The 15182-nt window shown below is 54.8% G+C and carries 12 protein-coding genes; 4 read left to right on the top strand and 8 right to left on the bottom strand.

Annotation, left to right across the window (positions count from 1 at the left end):
- Together mqnB and Pla22_RS10735 are read left to right on the top strand one after the other, a co-directional pair.
- On the top strand, positions 1-684 hold the full coding sequence (gene mqnB / locus Pla22_RS10740; RefSeq protein WP_165440593.1) for a futalosine hydrolase: 684 nt from the start codon (positions 1-3) through the stop codon (positions 682-684).
- On the top strand, positions 681-1517 hold the full coding sequence (locus Pla22_RS10735) for a 1,4-dihydroxy-6-naphthoate synthase (RefSeq protein ID WP_146514607.1): 837 nt from the start codon (positions 681-683) through the stop codon (positions 1515-1517). The genes mqnB and Pla22_RS10735 overlap by 4 nt, the downstream gene beginning before the upstream one ends.
- A 115-nt stretch (positions 1518-1632) precedes the next feature.
- Here the strand turns inward: Pla22_RS10735 and Pla22_RS10730 are convergent, their stop codons facing one another.
- From Pla22_RS10730 to Pla22_RS10715, 4 genes are all read right to left on the bottom strand, one after another.
- Positions 1633-5514 (bottom strand): ATP-binding protein, encoded by a 3882-nt coding sequence (locus Pla22_RS10730; protein WP_146514606.1) that lies wholly within the window; start codon positions 5512-5514, stop codon positions 1633-1635.
- The gene (locus Pla22_RS10725; RefSeq protein ID WP_146514605.1) at positions 5511-6755 is read right to left on the bottom strand and encodes a metallophosphoesterase family protein; all 1245 of its coding nucleotides are present in this window, start codon (positions 6753-6755) and stop codon (positions 5511-5513) included. The genes Pla22_RS10730 and Pla22_RS10725 overlap by 4 nt, the downstream gene beginning before the upstream one ends.
- Before the next feature lie 253 nt (positions 6756-7008).
- Positions 7009-7860: an SGNH/GDSL hydrolase family protein gene (locus tag Pla22_RS10720; RefSeq protein ID WP_146514604.1), complete on the bottom strand. Its 852-nt coding sequence runs from the start codon at positions 7858-7860 to the stop codon at positions 7009-7011.
- A gap of 153 nt (positions 7861-8013) precedes the next feature.
- Positions 8014-8604: a glutathione peroxidase gene (locus tag Pla22_RS10715; protein ID WP_146514603.1), complete on the bottom strand. Its 591-nt coding sequence runs from the start codon at positions 8602-8604 to the stop codon at positions 8014-8016.
- Between the two features lie 253 nt (positions 8605-8857).
- On the opposite strand from Pla22_RS10715, the gene Pla22_RS10710 reads away from it, so the two are divergent.
- On the top strand, positions 8858-10378 hold the full coding sequence (locus Pla22_RS10710) for an MFS transporter (RefSeq protein ID WP_146514602.1): 1521 nt from the start codon (positions 8858-8860) through the stop codon (positions 10376-10378).
- A gap of 70 nt (positions 10379-10448) precedes the next feature.
- Here Pla22_RS10710 and Pla22_RS10705 read toward each other — a convergent pair whose 3' ends face one another.
- Genes Pla22_RS10705 through ychF form a run of 3 tightly spaced genes read right to left on the bottom strand, consistent with a single transcriptional unit; the run spans position 10449 to position 12532 of the window.
- Positions 10449-10793 (bottom strand): amidohydrolase, encoded by a 345-nt coding sequence (locus Pla22_RS10705; protein ID WP_146514601.1) that lies wholly within the window; start codon positions 10791-10793, stop codon positions 10449-10451.
- A 15-nt stretch (positions 10794-10808) separates the two neighbouring features.
- Positions 10809-11381, bottom strand: a complete 573-nt coding sequence (locus Pla22_RS10700; protein ID WP_242631928.1) for a hypothetical protein — start codon at positions 11379-11381, stop codon at positions 10809-10811.
- Positions 11382-11440: 59 nt separating this feature from the next.
- A complete protein-coding gene (gene ychF / locus Pla22_RS10695; RefSeq protein ID WP_146514600.1) occupies positions 11441-12532 on the bottom strand; it encodes a redox-regulated ATPase YchF in 1092 nt (363 codons plus the stop codon).
- 300 nt (positions 12533-12832) lie between these two features.
- Between ychF and Pla22_RS10690 the strand changes: the two genes are divergently transcribed.
- The gene (locus Pla22_RS10690) at positions 12833-13510 is read left to right on the top strand and encodes a hypothetical protein (protein ID WP_146514599.1); all 678 of its coding nucleotides are present in this window, start codon (positions 12833-12835) and stop codon (positions 13508-13510) included.
- A 12-nt stretch (positions 13511-13522) separates the two neighbouring features.
- On the opposite strand, the gene Pla22_RS10685 is transcribed toward Pla22_RS10690, so the two are convergent.
- Positions 13523-15115 carry a sulfatase gene (locus tag Pla22_RS10685; RefSeq protein WP_146514598.1) on the bottom strand — a complete coding sequence of 531 codons (1593 nt, stop codon included), beginning with the start codon at positions 15113-15115 and terminating at the stop codon, positions 13523-13525.
- Positions 15116-15182 lie beyond the last annotated feature (67 nt).

The raw sequence follows: 15182 nt of genomic DNA, 5'->3' as shown, positions 1-15182 counted from the left end.
TTGTCAGACCTTATTCTTGTTCCCACTTCGCTCGAACTCGAACCACTACGTCGGCAATTGTCGGATACGGCGGCCGATTCGAGTGAGGCTGGCGAAGGCATTTTTTTCCAGCGCATTGGGTTTGGTCCTATCGCTGCTGCTGCACGCACCGGAGCTCTTGTCGCTCGTTACCGGCCATCGCGAGTATTGTTGCTGGGGATCGCGGGTTCGTTTGATGTCCAACGATTTCCGGTCGGTACTGCCTGCCGCTTTGACCGAGTGATCTGTGACGGCATCGGTGTGGGGCAGAGCGACCAATTCCAAAGTGCCGAGGACATTGGCTGGAAACAATTCGCCGCACGCGATGCCATGCCCGAGGTCAGCGATGCGATCGCGTTGGTCGCCACTTTCGACCCACGAGTTCCCTGCGCCGGAACTTTGTTGAGTGTTTGCGCTGGTTCAGCCAATTCGCAAGACCGGGATGCGCGGGCGGCACGGTACCCCAGCGCGGTTGCCGAGGACATGGAAGGCTTTGCGGTAGCGGTGGCCTGCACACTCGCCGGTGTACCGCTGCAGATCATTCGTGGTATTTCAAACGAAGTAGGTGATCGAGAAAAAGCAAATTGGCGAATTGATGATGCGCTGCGGGCAACTGCCGAGATGGCAAAACAAGTGCTCGATCACGCGTGGATGCCGACGGTATGACACGTAAACCAATAAAGCTCGCCATTTCGACTTGCCCTAACGATACCTTTGCGTTCGCTGGCTTGATTAACCGCTTGGTTGATTGGCGAGGCCTCGACTTTGATATTCAATTGCTCGACATCGACGAACTCAACCGAGGGTTGATGAACGGCCATTTTGATGTAGCCAAGGCGAGCTTTCACGCGGCGCTGTTATTGACCGAATCTACTGTTGTGTTGCCCAGTGGTTCGGCGCTTGGATTCGGTGTTGGCCCCTTATTGCTAGCGGCCCGCGAGGACACCGTGCCCCGCAACGAGTCTCAGCTTACGCTTTGCCCGGGCAAGCTGACGACTGCGACGCTGCTGTTCCGCTTGTTCTATCCCAACACAACACGGTTAGATCAGGACGTTTTTTCCCAAATCATGCCACGGCTCAAATCCGCATCCGCTGATTTTGGAGTTTGCATCCACGAGGGCCGTTTCACCTGGCAAGAGCAGGGGCTTTCTTTGGTCGAAGATCTTGGCACGCGATGGGAAAACGAAACCCATTCGCCACTTCCCCTAGGCGGCATCTTGGCAAGTCGCCAACTGGATCGTGACACCACCGCAAGCGTCCAAGCCGTCATTCGCGATTCACTCGATTACGCGCTCGCGGATCCTGAGCGTGCTCTTCCGACCATGCGCAAGTACGCTCAAGAATTTGCCGACGAAGTTTTGATGAAACATGTCGACCTGTACGTCAACGATTGGACCGTTGACCTTGGGAGTACCGGTCGAGCGGCGTTATCGACATTATCGAAGATGGCGACGTCGATCGGCCTAGAACATTCTGAAATCGAGGTTTTTGGTGGCTAATTAAGCCCATATCAAGAGCGTCTACGCCCCAGACTATGCCCCAGACTATGCCCCAGTCTACGACTCAGACTACGACTCAGACTACGACTCAGAGTGTGGCCGCCAAACTACGAAGTTACGACCACCAAGACGGATTTCGCTCGACCGGTTCACGACGCTCGCCGTTCCACACATCGTCTGGAATTTCGGGTCCGTGATCGCCGATCCATTCATCGCTTGTGATAGCAGCGAGAGCTTCTTCGGCTTCTTCGAAGCGTCTTCCGGGCTCACGTTCGAACCACGCCCAACCAATGGCTGGTTCACGCTCTTCGATGTACTCCGGTTCAAGAATGCGTTCGGGTTCAACGTACACCGGTTTTGGTTCTTCGTATTCCACATACTCGACCTTTGGCCGTGGTTTCTTTTTTGGCTCAGGCTTAGGCTGTGGCTTAGGTTCCGGCTTTGGCTCAGGTCGTTCGATGTAGACGATTTTGGTTTCCGGTTCGGGCGCCTTTTCAGCGACCACGGGTTCGGGCTCCGGTTCAGGTTCCGGCTCGAGCTCTAGAACTTCTTCTTCCTCGTATTCGACCTCATCGTCGTACTCTTCTTCATACTCTTCGTATTCGTGGGTTTCCTCAGGGATCATGACCGTTGCACGCCCCGGTTCGCCCTGGGCGGGCATCAGCCGAACCTCAACGTCAATATCGTGGAAAATATCGACGATGTGTTCATGGCAGGTGAACATCATCACCTGGTGCCCCAGTTCAGCAAACGTCTTTAGCGTGCGAGCAGCATGGATCGCACGATCACGGTCGAAGTTCACTAACACGTCGTCAAGAACTAGCGGCAACATCACTCCGCGGCGAGCATACGCAGCAGCCAACGAAAGTCGCAGCGCAATGAACACGGCTTCGCGAGTTCCCCGGCTAAGAACTTCCAGTGCCAAAGACTTGCCGCTCGGCTCGTCAATCTTAAGTTGGTTGGTGCCAAGCGGGGTCCAAATGCGGTTGTACTTGCCGTCGGTTAGTTGAGCCAAGAACGACGATGCTTCCCGAAGAGTTTCCGGCTGACGCTCGCGTTCGAAGGTCTTGCAAACATCTTCCAGCAAGCAACTAGCCATTCCGAGCGTTTGCCAACGACGTGCTGTTGATTCGATCTTTCGTTCGATGCAGCCGAGTTCCAACTGAGCCACCGTCAAACGATTGTCATCGCCCAGTTGCTTCATTTCCTGGCTGAGTTGGCCTGCGAGTGTACGCAGTTCGGCAATGCGAGCTTCGGTTTCGCTGATTCGCGTGGTCAAAGATTCCCAACGTCGTTCAAGATCAGTTGCGGTCGCACCTTCGATCTCGCGAGCCACATCTTCCGGATCAACATGAGTTCCGATGATCGATCGAATTTGCTTCTCGAGCTCTTCATGTTGCTTGTTGAGTTCTGACAAGGTCGCTTTGGTGTCGACCATCGCATAGAACTGCTCGGGTGTTGCTACGCCACACTTCGCCCACAGGCCACGACGCTGCTGCTCACAACGTTCCAGTTGACGGTGGTGGTTGGATTGCTGGCGTTTGAGCTGCAGGTCTTGTTCTTTGAGATCGCGACGCTTTTTGATCCAGTGCTGCTGGCGCGACAGTTCTTCGTGAAGATGATGCAGTTGTTCCAAAGGTCCCGTGAGGGCACGATGACGTGAATAGGGACTGACACTTTCAGTGCGTCGATCATCGCGTCGATCATCGCGACGGTCTTGCTGGCGATCGTCACGGCGGTCACCGCGTTTTTCGTTTCGGTTGTCGCGTCGATTTTCGTTACGGTTCTCAACGCGAGCTTCGTGTGCATCGTCGAAGTCATCGTCATCATTCGCCCGCAAGCTAGATGCGGCTTCCTCGTTGACATCGAGAGCTTCCAAATAAAGCGTTTCGATTCGTTTTGCGATCGTTTGTCGTTCTCGCCGACGCTGCTCTCGCTCGTCCAACAACTCGTCGAGTCGACGTCGGCTGGCTTGCAGAGTTTGGTATCCGTCGCCAAGCTTGCGAACGCTCGCGGGCGACATCGATTCGCTCAGTCCGAGTCGTTCAAGCGTTGCCGACCAATCTCGTTTTGCGTGGCGAAGTCCTTGGGCGGCTTCTTCGGCTCGCTTGCGAGTCGCCTTGTACGCTTGCAGAGCCGCTTCGTGATTATGGTAGGTTGGAAGCGAAGATTCGAGCTCGGATAGCATCGCTTCCGATTCACGCAGTCGCAGTTCGAGTGATTCGCCATTGGTAGGCAACGAGTTGTCGATATCGGATCGTTCGGCTTCGATTTCTCGAATTTGCTTTCGCAACGTATCGATCTGTCGTTCGCAGTCTTCCAGGTCCAGTGAAGTACTACGCTGACCATTTTCGCGACCGAAGTAGTACGTCAACAGGCTCATGATGCCAAACAACAAGTACAGCATGCCCCATGTCGGATCCGGTTCACTGACGAGCCAATAGACATTGAAGACGTGCGCGAACCCATAGATCAGCCCCATCCCACCGACGATGAATGGCACGGCAAGCAGGATCAATCGATCAACGGGCAACGCTTCGGATGTGGTCAGTTCGACGGACTCTTTTTCAAGTTCGCGATAATGACGCTTGATCTTTTCGAGGTGCTCGCCAACTTGAATGCGATGCTTAAGCGTCGCGATTAACTGCGTTTGCTCACGAATCGCTTGCTGCAGATTGCTTGAGTGAGCGCGGTCCAATATCGAACGCAGCGATTCACCCATTTTGTCGGCGCGAGCCTTGTGGTCGGCACCTTCGGTCCGGGCCTGCTTAAGCAAGAAGGTTTGTTCTTTGACTTGACGAGCGGGACCCGATAGTGCGCTGAGCGTTTGGCGCGACATGTCGGGCAACTGCGAAACATCGCCTTGGGCTAAAGCCTCACGATCATCTTCATCAATCCCGAGACTCTCGGCATCCGAATCCAGTTGTTTTCGTGCTTTCTCGATCTGGTCGTCGAGTCTTAAGATTTGTTCTTCGAGAGCTTCCACCCACGTCGCTTGTTCGCTGGCGGCTTGGATGCGGCCTTCCAGATCAACCATGCGTTTGGACACTGGTAGCTGTGAAGCCTTCTCGCGAATGGCACGACGCTTGTTTTTGATTTCTTCGATCTTTTGGCGTCGCTCCTCCATCATCGCGTCGATCTGCACCAACTGGCCTGGCGCTTCATCCGGCAGAGTGACCTCCGATTCACGCTTCGCGATCGTTTTGGCGATCGTTTCTCGCTCGCGCCATGCTTCGAACACACCGGTCGCGGTTTCGACGGTGCGCGCTTCGCGTTCCCAAACGCCGATTCGTTCGGTCAATTGTTCGATTTCTTGCTGGCCGCTGCGACGCTGTGACGCTAACTCGCTCCACCGTCTTCCGCCACGCGTCAGGTTCGCGACCTCATCACGCAGCTTTTCTCGCTTCGAAATCAACGAGGCCAGCTTGTCGGCCTCCACTTCGTCGATCGCGGAAGCCTTCCCCACCATCGCCTTGCGACCACCGCGAAGACTTCGCAGCACATCAACCAAAGAAACGCGATCGAGACCGCTAGACAATTTGTAGAGTTCGTCCGCAGCGGAGGTGTCGTCGAGCGTGCTTAATTCTTGCAGCTCGCGCATGCCGATCGCGAATACGTTTGTAAAGATCGGTTCATCGATTTGGCCAAGCAAACCCGTTAGTCGGTGTTGCCCCTGAGCCAATCCGTCTTGGCCGGTGACGGATAGCCGACCGGTCACGTTGGAATCGGTTAGTTGGCTGTGACGACGAATTTCGTATCCGCCCCCCGGTCCCGTCACGCGCATTGCACCGCCGGGCGTTCCCCCGTAGATCGGCGGCAGGTACTTTTCGCGGCGGTCGGGAGTGAACCCGTACAACATCGCGCGAACAAACTGCATCAACGTGGTTTTACCAGCCTCATTCGGGCCGTAAAACAGCGTCATGCCGTCGGGCAGGGAATCGACGGAAAGGCCCGTCCAAACACCGAAACCGTCGATTTGAATGTCTTTGATCTTCATGATGACTTGACCAAGTTAGGCTTTCCGCCTCGAAGTAATTCCACACCCAAGAGCGTTGCCTCACCAAGCACCGCGGTGCGTTGGTCGCTGGCGACTTCTGCTAACAACGATTGGGTCGTGCTAGGCAAGCCAGGTTGCTCTTCGGTGAACGGTAATAAGTTCATATCGCGACCTTCGGTGGCGCGATGTTTTTCGGCGGCTCGCAGGAAGTCGCCCAAGATCGTGTCTTCGTCCGTCCATTGCTTGGGAAACTGACGCGGGGCACGAACGTTGATCCGCGCTGTCCAAGCCGATGGAGTGCCATGGCCGTATTCGCGGCGAACCCACGTGAGTAGTTCCTCAACATCGCCGACGGACTGAATCGTTTCGCCACTAGCGATCGAGACATCAAAGCCGACGATCAAATGACGTCCCCCAGCTTCGTGTTGGGCACGAACAATTTTTTCACCAATGATATTTCGGATTCCGCCGACCGCCGCGATCTCTTCGGCCGTGATGCGAATGTCGACGTAGCGGAACGTGTCACACTCGATGGCGTGAACACGGGTGGTGCCATCGGCGTCAACATCGACGGTGCTGTATCCATGAGCGCCGTCTTCATCGAGGCAGCGACCTTGAGGCGTACCGCAATAGACCGCCCCCGAATCCGCGCCGCCTTCGATCTCGGTTCGATTGTGCTGTCCACCCAGTGCCCAAAAATCAAAACGCCCTTCGGCCAACGCTTTCGCTTCGGCATCGCCGTAGCCTACAGCAACCGTGTAATGATCGGTGGGATCCACTCGGTAGCTTGGAACGTGCAAGACGTTTCGCCCATCGCTACTTCGTCCGACAACCATCGCGATGGTTCGACCGGCACGCTCAACGGGCACCATGATAGCGCGGTTCTTGGGAAACAACGTCACGTTCGGGGGCAGCGGAACAGCATCGGGCCAACGGGCTGGATCATCAACGATACCAGCCGTCCAAAAGACGGGCTTCTTTTTAGCGTGTAGCTTGTCGAAGTAGTCCAGCAACAACGACATGCCGTGCGGTCCCGCGGTTTGCGGATTGAGCAGATCGCCGCTCAAGACAAGAAAGTCGATGTTGTCGACCAGCGCAGCTTCGAAGACTGCGGATGCAGCCCGGCGTGGCGCATCGGCCATCGCATCACGCAGGTGCGGTGGCAGCGCATCGAGATCGCTGAGTGGATTTTCGAGATGAAAATCGCTGGCGTGTATGAATCGGAACGACTCGCCTGGCATTGAATCCCTCCCTGGTCCCTTACGGTCGCAGCGTCCTGACGGAATTGGCTGAGCATCAAACTCAACCGTCAAAACGCTGTTCAAGCCAAGCTTGTCTCCCACATCGGCTTCACATCTTGTGAAGAAAACCGCGCGGCACTCGGCTACGTAGGCCTGGGAGTTTAACGAAAATCGTGAAACCGGGCCAAGTCTGGTTTTATCAACGAAAACGGGGGTTTGCGAGAATGAAGATCGGTATCTGAGTTGCTAGCAATTATTTTGCGGCTGCCCAGACATCCTGATCTGCCGATTCCACCAACGGATCAAACTGCGGTAACTCGACCGCGTTGTTGCCTTGCTCATGTTTTCGGAACAACAACAAGTACGTTTCGTTTTGCGGGCGGTAGCGGTGGAAGAACAATTGATTCTTTGCCGTGATCGCTTCGGCGAGCTTGTCGTGACGCTGATCGCAAGGTTTGCCGCCAACGAGGGAATCGGCGAGCTCATCAGCCAGGCTTGCGTAACCTTCGTCGTTGGGAAGCAGGCCACTGTCGATCACTTCGCTCGGGCTCGGCTTCCATGTTAAATCAACCACAGGCGAATCGGCTTGTTCACCCACCATGCGAACGACGGATTGGCACCGCGCAATCGCATCTTCGTATCCGGGCACTCGGTAACCCGGCATCGCGATGGGTGTGACAAGGATCACGCGTTTGTCGCTAGCTTTCAAATCAGCAATCAGTTTTTCCAGTCCAGGGCCAAACCGCTGGACCGATTCATCTCCGTCGGAAGCTTCCGAAGGTCCGTAGGCGACAACCACGACGTTTGCCTTGGAGGTTTCAATGTCTTGCATCAAGCGAGCATAGCCATTTCCGGGTCCATCAAAGACCTTGCGAGCCATGCCATGAACGTCGTCACCGGACCAACCAACGTTGCGGATCCTCAGTTTCCAATCTGGACGTCGACATTGCAGCTCGGCTTCGATCGCGCCACTTTGCTGCATCCGTTCGACAAATGTGCCCCCGACAAACGCAACCGTATCGCCGGACTTTAGTAACGGTTCCCCCGCGATGGCAGTGACGGAAAATGCAAGAAACGCGATCAGGAACAGCGAAGTGGTTTTCATAACGTCGAACGGAATCGTTCCGTTTGCAGAGATGGCTTGAGATGTCGACGGATTGGGTAGACGGAATGAATTCCGTGATACGAAAAACGCGGCGGCCTAAAGTAGGTCGCCGCGTTAGTTTAGTCCAAATAGGATGCCAAAGGTTGGCTCGTACTAGCCCTTGGCCAGTTCGGATTCAATCGCCTTGAGCAAATCTGCGTCGTCTGGTTTGGTACGCGGTGAGAAGCGATTGACCACTTGGCCTTCACGGTCGATCAAGAACTTCTCGAAGTTCCAACTGATCTCGCCAGCACCTTCAGGCTTGAGGTCCTTGCTGGTCAAGTGCTTGTAGATGGCGGCGGCGTCGTCGCCATTGACGTCAACCTTGCTCATCATCGGAAACGTGACGCTGTACTTGGTACTGCAAAACGTCTTGATCTCGGCTTCGGTCCCGGGCTCTTGGCTACCGAATTGGTTGCAGGGGAACCCAATGATGACAAGCCCTTTGTCCTTGTACTTCTCGTAAAGCGATTGCAGACCCGCGTATTGAGGTGTCAAACCGCACTTCGACGCTGTGTTGACGATCAGCACCACGTTGCCCTCGTAGTCTTCCAAATCAACTTCGTCGCCGTCGATCGTCTTCATTTTGTAATCCAAGGCACATTCATGACCTTCGTGATCATGGCCTTCATGGGCACGGGCGTGTTGCGATGCCATTGTTGTCATGACTCCGAGAGTTAAAGCGAGGGTTAGCAGTGTTCGCATGGGGAGGGATCCTGTTTGCAGGGGGGGAAGTGAACCAAATTAGCTCCAGAAAGAGAATTCTGGCCAGCTGATTCGGGAACTTTGTCTTTAAGAGAGAGTATACGGACCGTGACAGTAGCACGGGCCGACACTCGTGATTAACGTTGCGTTTTGGTTGGAATAGCCGCCAGTATTCTTGACGGAGGGCCGCTCAAATGCCAGCATTTGGCGTTTGATACTCTCCCCCATCCCTCTCCAGCTTAAATGACCGCCCATGGAAAATCGTAAAACACTACTCGTCGCCGGCTTTCTCACGCTGATAGCAGCGGGAATCGGATTCGCCGTTCGCGGCGGCTTGTTGGACATCTGGTCAAACAAGTACGGCTTCACGATGACCGAATTGGGTCAAATCACCGGTGGCGGCTTGCTAGGCTTCGGACTAGTGATCTTGGCTGCAGGTTTGCTCGTCGATTGGATCGGCTACAAGCCGCTGATGATGATCGCCTTTGTTTGTCACATTGTATCGGCGATTCTGCTGTTTTCGGCGACGCCTGTGTTCAACGCCGCCGGCAAGGACGCAGTTTACGCGATCTTATTCTGGTCGGCGTTTATCTTCGCCATCGGCAACGGCATCTGCGAGGGCGTGATCAATCCGCTTACCGCGGCGCTTTACCCCGAGCAAAAGACGCACTACCTCAACATCTTGCACGCTGGTTGGCCGGCCGGTTTGGTGATCGGCGGTCTGATCGTATTCCTTAAGGGCAGCATCGGATGGGAAATCCTGCTAGCTACCTATTTGATTCCGACGGCGATGTATGGCTTTATCGTCTTGAAAGAGAAGTTTCCCAAAACGGATGCTCAGTCCGGGAACATTTCCTACGGCGGCATGTTCGCTCGTCTAGTCGGACCGTTCTTCATTATCCTGCTGATCGCACACGCCTGTGTTGGCTACGTGGAACTGGGAACGGACAGTTGGATTAATAAGATCACATCCAACATCCTTTCGAGTGCAATCTTGGGAACGGCACTGTTCATCTATACCTCGCTGCTGATGACTGGCCTGCGTTTCTTTGCTGGTCCAATCGTCCACCGCATCTCGTCGCTTGGCCTGTTGCTTGCCAGTGCGTGCATCGGTGCTTGCGGACTTTACCTCATCAGCATCGGCGACAGTGTCCCGTTCATGTTCTTCGCAGCCACGGTTTATGCTCTCGGCAAGACGTTCCTTTGGCCGACGATGCTTGGTGTCGTGGGCGAGCGATTCCCGCAAAGTGCCACCGTTGCGATGGCGCTTATGGGTTTTGTGGGAATGACTTCGGCCGGTTACCTCGGTGGTCCTGGTATTGGTTACAAGCAGGACTACTATGCGTCGCAGTACATCCAAGAGAACAATCCTGAGACGTTCGCTCGGGTGAAAGCACCTAACGAGAATAAGTTCTTGTTCTTCCCTGCGATTGTCGGAATCGACGGATCCAAGGCTGGGATGCTTGGCGACAACGGTGAAGCGATCGAATCCGATGTCGCGATCGCCGGCGACGCCATCAACGAAGAAGGCTTCAAGGGACTGCGTGAGCAGTATCAGTGGTGGAACGAAAACAAGGCTAACGCCGAAGTGGACGCGCCACCGGTGGCCGAAGCAACACTTCACGGCAGTCGCATGGCGATTCGCATGACAGCTTTGGTTCCCGCCACGATGGCGGTTCTCTACCTGATTCTAATGGTCGCGTTTAAATCGCCCCGAGAAGAACACGGTGCGGCATCGGCACTTGGCGAGCCAGCACCCGGTGCAGAACTATAAGTGCATGCAGAACTATAAGTGCATGCAGAACTATAAGTGCATGCAGAACTATAAGTGCAAGCAAACGGCCTTAGGTTAGCCGCATCTCGATGCGATCAACAGCTAATCGAAGCGAACGAGCGGCCATCACGAAATTCGTGTGGCCGCTGACTTCCGGTTGAATCGTTTCATACAACTCCGTCGCCCGATGAAGGCGGCGGAGTTTTTTCTTGGCCATTTTCAAGTACGCAGCGGGTTCCTGGACCTCGTCCACGGGCCCCACGGCCAAGATGAAGTCGTACAGATCGCGAACAATGTCGCGAAGGTCTTCGTCATCTTCCGCTTCATCCGCATGTTTCAAAAACGTGCGGACCATCCAAACGTGCGTTACTTCGGCGTCGATTTCACGGACGCGCTGCCAATCAAGATCGCTCATATCACGCCATCAACACTATGACTGAGCCGTCGTTGGATCCGATGTCGTTGCGTTCGAATCCGTGACCGTCGCCTCTACTTTGGGAGCCGGTGCAGCGTGCCCGTGCGGCGTGTTCATCGCCACGATGACAACACCGATCACCGTAAGTGCCATTCCCACCCAAAGCAATGGATTGATGCTGACGTGGCCATGCAACTTGATGATCGAAACAATCGCAGTTACCGAAACCGCGCCACCGAAGACAATTGGCATGACCAGCAACGCGTTTCCCTTGCTGGTCATCATTGCGGTGGTCAGACAAAGAGCACCTGCTGCTCCTAGGCAACCAGCCAAGAATCCCCACTTCGCCGTAGGAAAGTGATCGCCTGAGAACGAGAACGAATCGCCTTTAACGCTCATCATCACCAACCCTCCCGCGATCGCAATCACCAAGTAAGCGATCCCGATGAAGACGTAGGGCTTGAACGGAGTCCACAACTTTGCCCCATTCACCACCGGGGCAGCGGCGTTACCGATCGTAGGTCCGTAACATCCCCAGAAAACAGCAGTGCCTAAGGCAAAGAGAATTGGAATCAACATTTTGTTCATGAAACCCTCAGGAGGAGGAAAAAGGGGGGAGAGAGACCCAAAGTGAAACGTAACTGCAATCAAACATTAAACAGGAAGTGGCAAATGTCACCGTCTTTCATGACGTAGCTCTTGCCTTCCACACGTAGTTTACCGGCTTGGCGAATGTCTTTTTCGCTCTTGTAGGTTTCCAAGTCTTCTAAGGTGTAGACCTCTGCACGAATGAACCCGCGCTCAAAATCCGAGTGGATCACACCGGCAGCTTGCGGAGCCGTCGCTCCGGCAGGAATGGGCCATGCCCGCACTTCTTTTTCGCCAGCGGTAAAGTAGCTTTCCAAACCGAGCGTCCGATAGGTCCCGCGAGCAATCTGGTTCAAGGCGGGTTCGTCTAAGCCTAGTTCAGCCAGCATTTCGCTGCGATCGGGTTCGTCCAATTCCGCTAGTTCCGATTCAAGCTTCGCACAAACGCAAACCACTTCGGCTCCGCTATTGGCAACGTGTTCTCGCACCTTTGCAACAAGCGGATCCTTGCCTTCCAAATCCGTCTCACTAACGTTGGCGACGTAGAGAATAGGCTTGGCGGTCATCAATCCAAAGCTGGAAATTGAAGCCAGCTCGGGTTCGGTGAGCGTTAACGTTCGCAGCGGCAAATCCTGAGCAAGATGAGCGTTGCATTTTTCAATGACCGACATGCGAAGCTTCGCTTCCTTGTCACCACTTCGGGCAGTGCGTTCGGCCTTGGAAAACGCGTTCTCGAGGGTCTGGATGTCGGCCAGCATCAATTCCGTTTCGATAATTTCGATGTCGGTTACCGGATCGACTTGACCAGAGACGTGAATGACGTCGGGGTCATCGAAGCATCGCACGACCTGAACGATCGCGTCGACTTGGCGGATGTGACTTAGAAACTTATTCCCCAAGCCTTCCCCTTCGCTGGCACCTTTGACGATTCCGGCGATGTCCACCAGTTTCAAGGACGTGGGAATTATCTTTTTCGGCACAATGTACTTGGTGATTCGTTCCAAGCGTTCGTCGGGCACAGCCACGATCCCTTCGTTGGGCTCGATCGTGCAGAACGGATAATTTTCGCTTTGAGCCGCCTTAGAACAGGTCAGCGCGTTGAAAAGGGTGCTTTTGCCGACGTTCGGCAGGCCAACAATGCCAGCTTCCATAGGAATTCGGGTCGCGAGAGATCGGGGACGGACAATGATAAATAGTGCCCAGAATCGTATCACCCGAGTCTACGTTGACGAAGTGGGTGGACGGCAAGCTGCCGCATTCCCATGATATTCCACGATTTTTTCGTGGAATTGCTCACGAAAGCTGATGGACAAGCCGATGTCTAACCTTTGCATGATGCAACGATGACATAGTTTCATGGACGAAGCTGGCGGTGACGCTGTTCCCTTCCCCAAGCTTCTCCCGCTTGGCTGGGCCGCGTTTTTTTGCTCCTCCCAGCTCCGAGCCCTCCTTTGCGCACTTTGACTCTTGGCGTTTTAATCGTCACCGGCGGTACACTCGCCGCACTCCCGTTTCGCCGAGCGACCGTCGTTCCTGACGCGTCCAGCGTTCCAACTCAGGCCACCGGTCCGATGGAATCCATCCTCGACGCACCTCCGGTGCATCAATTGGCATCCCAACTCGACGATGGTGAGAAGCTAGTCCTGCTGAACGAAGTCGAGTCCGCTGGCGACGCGTCGATCGCGTTCACGGACTATTCCATTCGACGACCCCGACAAACGCAGCGTCGGCCCAGTCGGATTGATGCGCCGTTGACCTTTGAAGACCTGCTGGAGCCAATCGAACGTCCCGATTCTACCAAAGAGCGATTGGGGGCGATCGCTGAGATCAGTGACCAGAAACGGTCCCAAGATCGGCTTGCCGTGATGGACGTCGCTCCATCGACCGCTCCCCCTACTACCATGCCAGTGGTTGCACCTACGACAGAGCGTTTTGTTGCGTTGGAACCTACTCGCGAATACCCGTCCTCACGAGCGGCAGGATCGCTTGCCAGCGCTAAACCGTCGTACGACATGCCAGTGGAAACCGCGTCACCGAGTCCGTTGCGGTTTCAGGATCGTTCGCTCGAAACACTTCCCAAACCGGAAGTTGACGCAGCGCCGAAGCGGCACTGGATCATGCAACCTTAGTTTGATGTTCGGCTAGGGTGTCAGTGCAGAAAGCTTTGCGACCAAGTCGGGGTGACCGGCGGCAATGTTCCGCGTCTCACCCGGATCCGTTTGATGGTCGTAAAGCTCGATGAAGATCGGTTTGGTTTGGGGAGCGGAAGTGTCTTTCCATTGCACCAATCGGTAGCGATCGGTGCGAGTGGCATATCCCATCAATCGCTGTTCCATCAAGTCACGGTCCCAACGGTCACCCATCTGATCCTTGATGCGGGTTTCCACTTCTTCAATGAGGGGGCCAAACCAAGTCTCACGCATGCCGACGGACAATGGATTGGCGGCCCATTCACGAAGTGCCGGATTGGGATACTGACTAAACACGGCTTCCTTCCACGGCTGCTTGGGGTCATCCAATAGCGGCACGAAACTCTTGCCTTCCAAGTGCTGTGGAATAGGGATCTCGGCAAGTTCGCAAAGCGTCGGGAAGATATCAATGAGCTCCACGAGTGCATCCGACGGGGTTCCACGCGACTTCATCCCCGGTGTCCAAATCATCAGGGGAACTCGAGTCGCAATTTCATAGTTGGTAGCTTTCCCCCACACCCCCAGGTCGCCAAGGTGCCAACCATGGTCGCCCCAAACCACGATGATGGAATTGTCACGAAGACCGGCCTCGTCGAGCGCAGCAACTAGTAAACCGATTTGAGCGTCGACGTAACTCGTGCTTGCTAGATAGGCGTGCTTAAGTTTGCGGGCAAGCTCCTCACCGAGCGGTCCAGACTTAGGAATTCCAACGCGAGTCCGCAATTCAAACGAGGCGTGCAGACCCATCGACGCACCGTCCTTCGGAGCAGCGTCCTGAGTGGCCATGGGTATTGCAGCGGGATCATAGAGATCCCAATACTTTTTCGGCGCGCACCAATTCAGATGGGGAAGCTTGTATCCCATCGCAAGGAAAAATGGCTTGTCGGGGTTCTCGGCCATCTCTTTCATCGTGGCAATGGCAAGCTGGGTATTGAAACCATCGGCGTAGGCGGTGTCTTCAACGTCTGCAGATTCGTATGCCGGCCCACTGCCAAGTCCCATGCGAGCCTGTTGACCGTACTTGGCCAACATGGCTTTCATGTTGTCGTTCTTAAGTTTGTTGTTCTCCGGTAGTGCATAGGCACCGACGGGCCTCTTGATTCCTTTAACGCTCTTGACTCGATCACGACTCCATGAACGGCCTTCGTCGGTGTCACCCTGATGAAAAATCTTGCCGCAATATGCGGCTTCGTATCCATGCTCAATGAAGTGTTCAGGCAGTGTCAGTATGTCCGGCTGCAACTCTCGAAGTTCAACGTAGTTGTGGTAGAGCCCCGTGGTGTCAGGTCGCGATCCCGTCATCAAGCTCGCTCTCGATGGGCGACAAATCGCTTGTTGGCAATACGCTCGATTGAAAAGCAACCCATCCCGCGCCAAGGTATCTAAGTTGGGTGACACGGCAATCGGGGAACCGTAGCATCCGAGTTCAGGCCGCAAATCGTCGATGGCAATGAACAAGACATTCGGCTTGTCAGCCGCTGAACTATCGCTCACGCAGACAATTACCAACAGGAAGAAAACAAACGTCTTGAACCAAAGACTCATGAAGAGATCGCTTTGCGTTGAGGTACGAAGTAGGAAACGTGATTGAAAATCCACCATCCAAACGTGG

The sequence above is a fragment of the Rubripirellula amarantea genome (genome assembly GCF_007859865.1).
Classification (GTDB): Bacteria; Planctomycetota; Planctomycetia; order Pirellulales; family Pirellulaceae; genus Rubripirellula; species Rubripirellula amarantea.
Note: the sequence above shows the minus strand (reverse complement) of the source record. Positions and strands in the feature narration are given on the sequence as shown.

What these genes read in the sequence shown, in the direction of transcription:
- Pla22_RS10705 (WP_146514601.1), bottom strand. Translation starts at nt 10,793, where the DNA reads ATGAGCGATCTTGATTGGCAGCGCGTCCGTGAAATCGACGCCGAAGTA.
- Pla22_RS10715 (WP_146514603.1), bottom strand. Translation starts at nt 8,604, where the DNA reads ATGCGAACACTGCTAACCCTCGCTTTAACTCTCGGAGTCATGACAACA.
- Pla22_RS10710 (WP_146514602.1), top strand. Translation starts at nt 8,858, where the DNA reads ATGGAAAATCGTAAAACACTACTCGTCGCCGGCTTTCTCACGCTGATA.
- ychF (WP_146514600.1), bottom strand. Translation starts at nt 12,532, where the DNA reads ATGGAAGCTGGCATTGTTGGCCTGCCGAACGTCGGCAAAAGCACCCTT.
- Pla22_RS10685 (WP_146514598.1), bottom strand. Translation starts at nt 15,115, where the DNA reads ATGAGTCTTTGGTTCAAGACGTTTGTTTTCTTCCTGTTGGTAATTGTC.
- Pla22_RS10700 (WP_242631928.1), bottom strand. Translation starts at nt 11,381, where the DNA reads ATGAACAAAATGTTGATTCCAATTCTCTTTGCCTTAGGCACTGCTGTT.
- Pla22_RS10735 (WP_146514607.1), top strand. Translation starts at nt 681, where the DNA reads ATGACACGTAAACCAATAAAGCTCGCCATTTCGACTTGCCCTAACGAT.
- Pla22_RS10730 (WP_146514606.1), bottom strand. Translation starts at nt 5,514, where the DNA reads ATGAAGATCAAAGACATTCAAATCGACGGTTTCGGTGTTTGGACGGGC.
- Pla22_RS10720 (WP_146514604.1), bottom strand. Translation starts at nt 7,860, where the DNA reads ATGAAAACCACTTCGCTGTTCCTGATCGCGTTTCTTGCATTTTCCGTC.
- Pla22_RS10725 (WP_146514605.1), bottom strand. Translation starts at nt 6,755, where the DNA reads ATGCCAGGCGAGTCGTTCCGATTCATACACGCCAGCGATTTTCATCTC.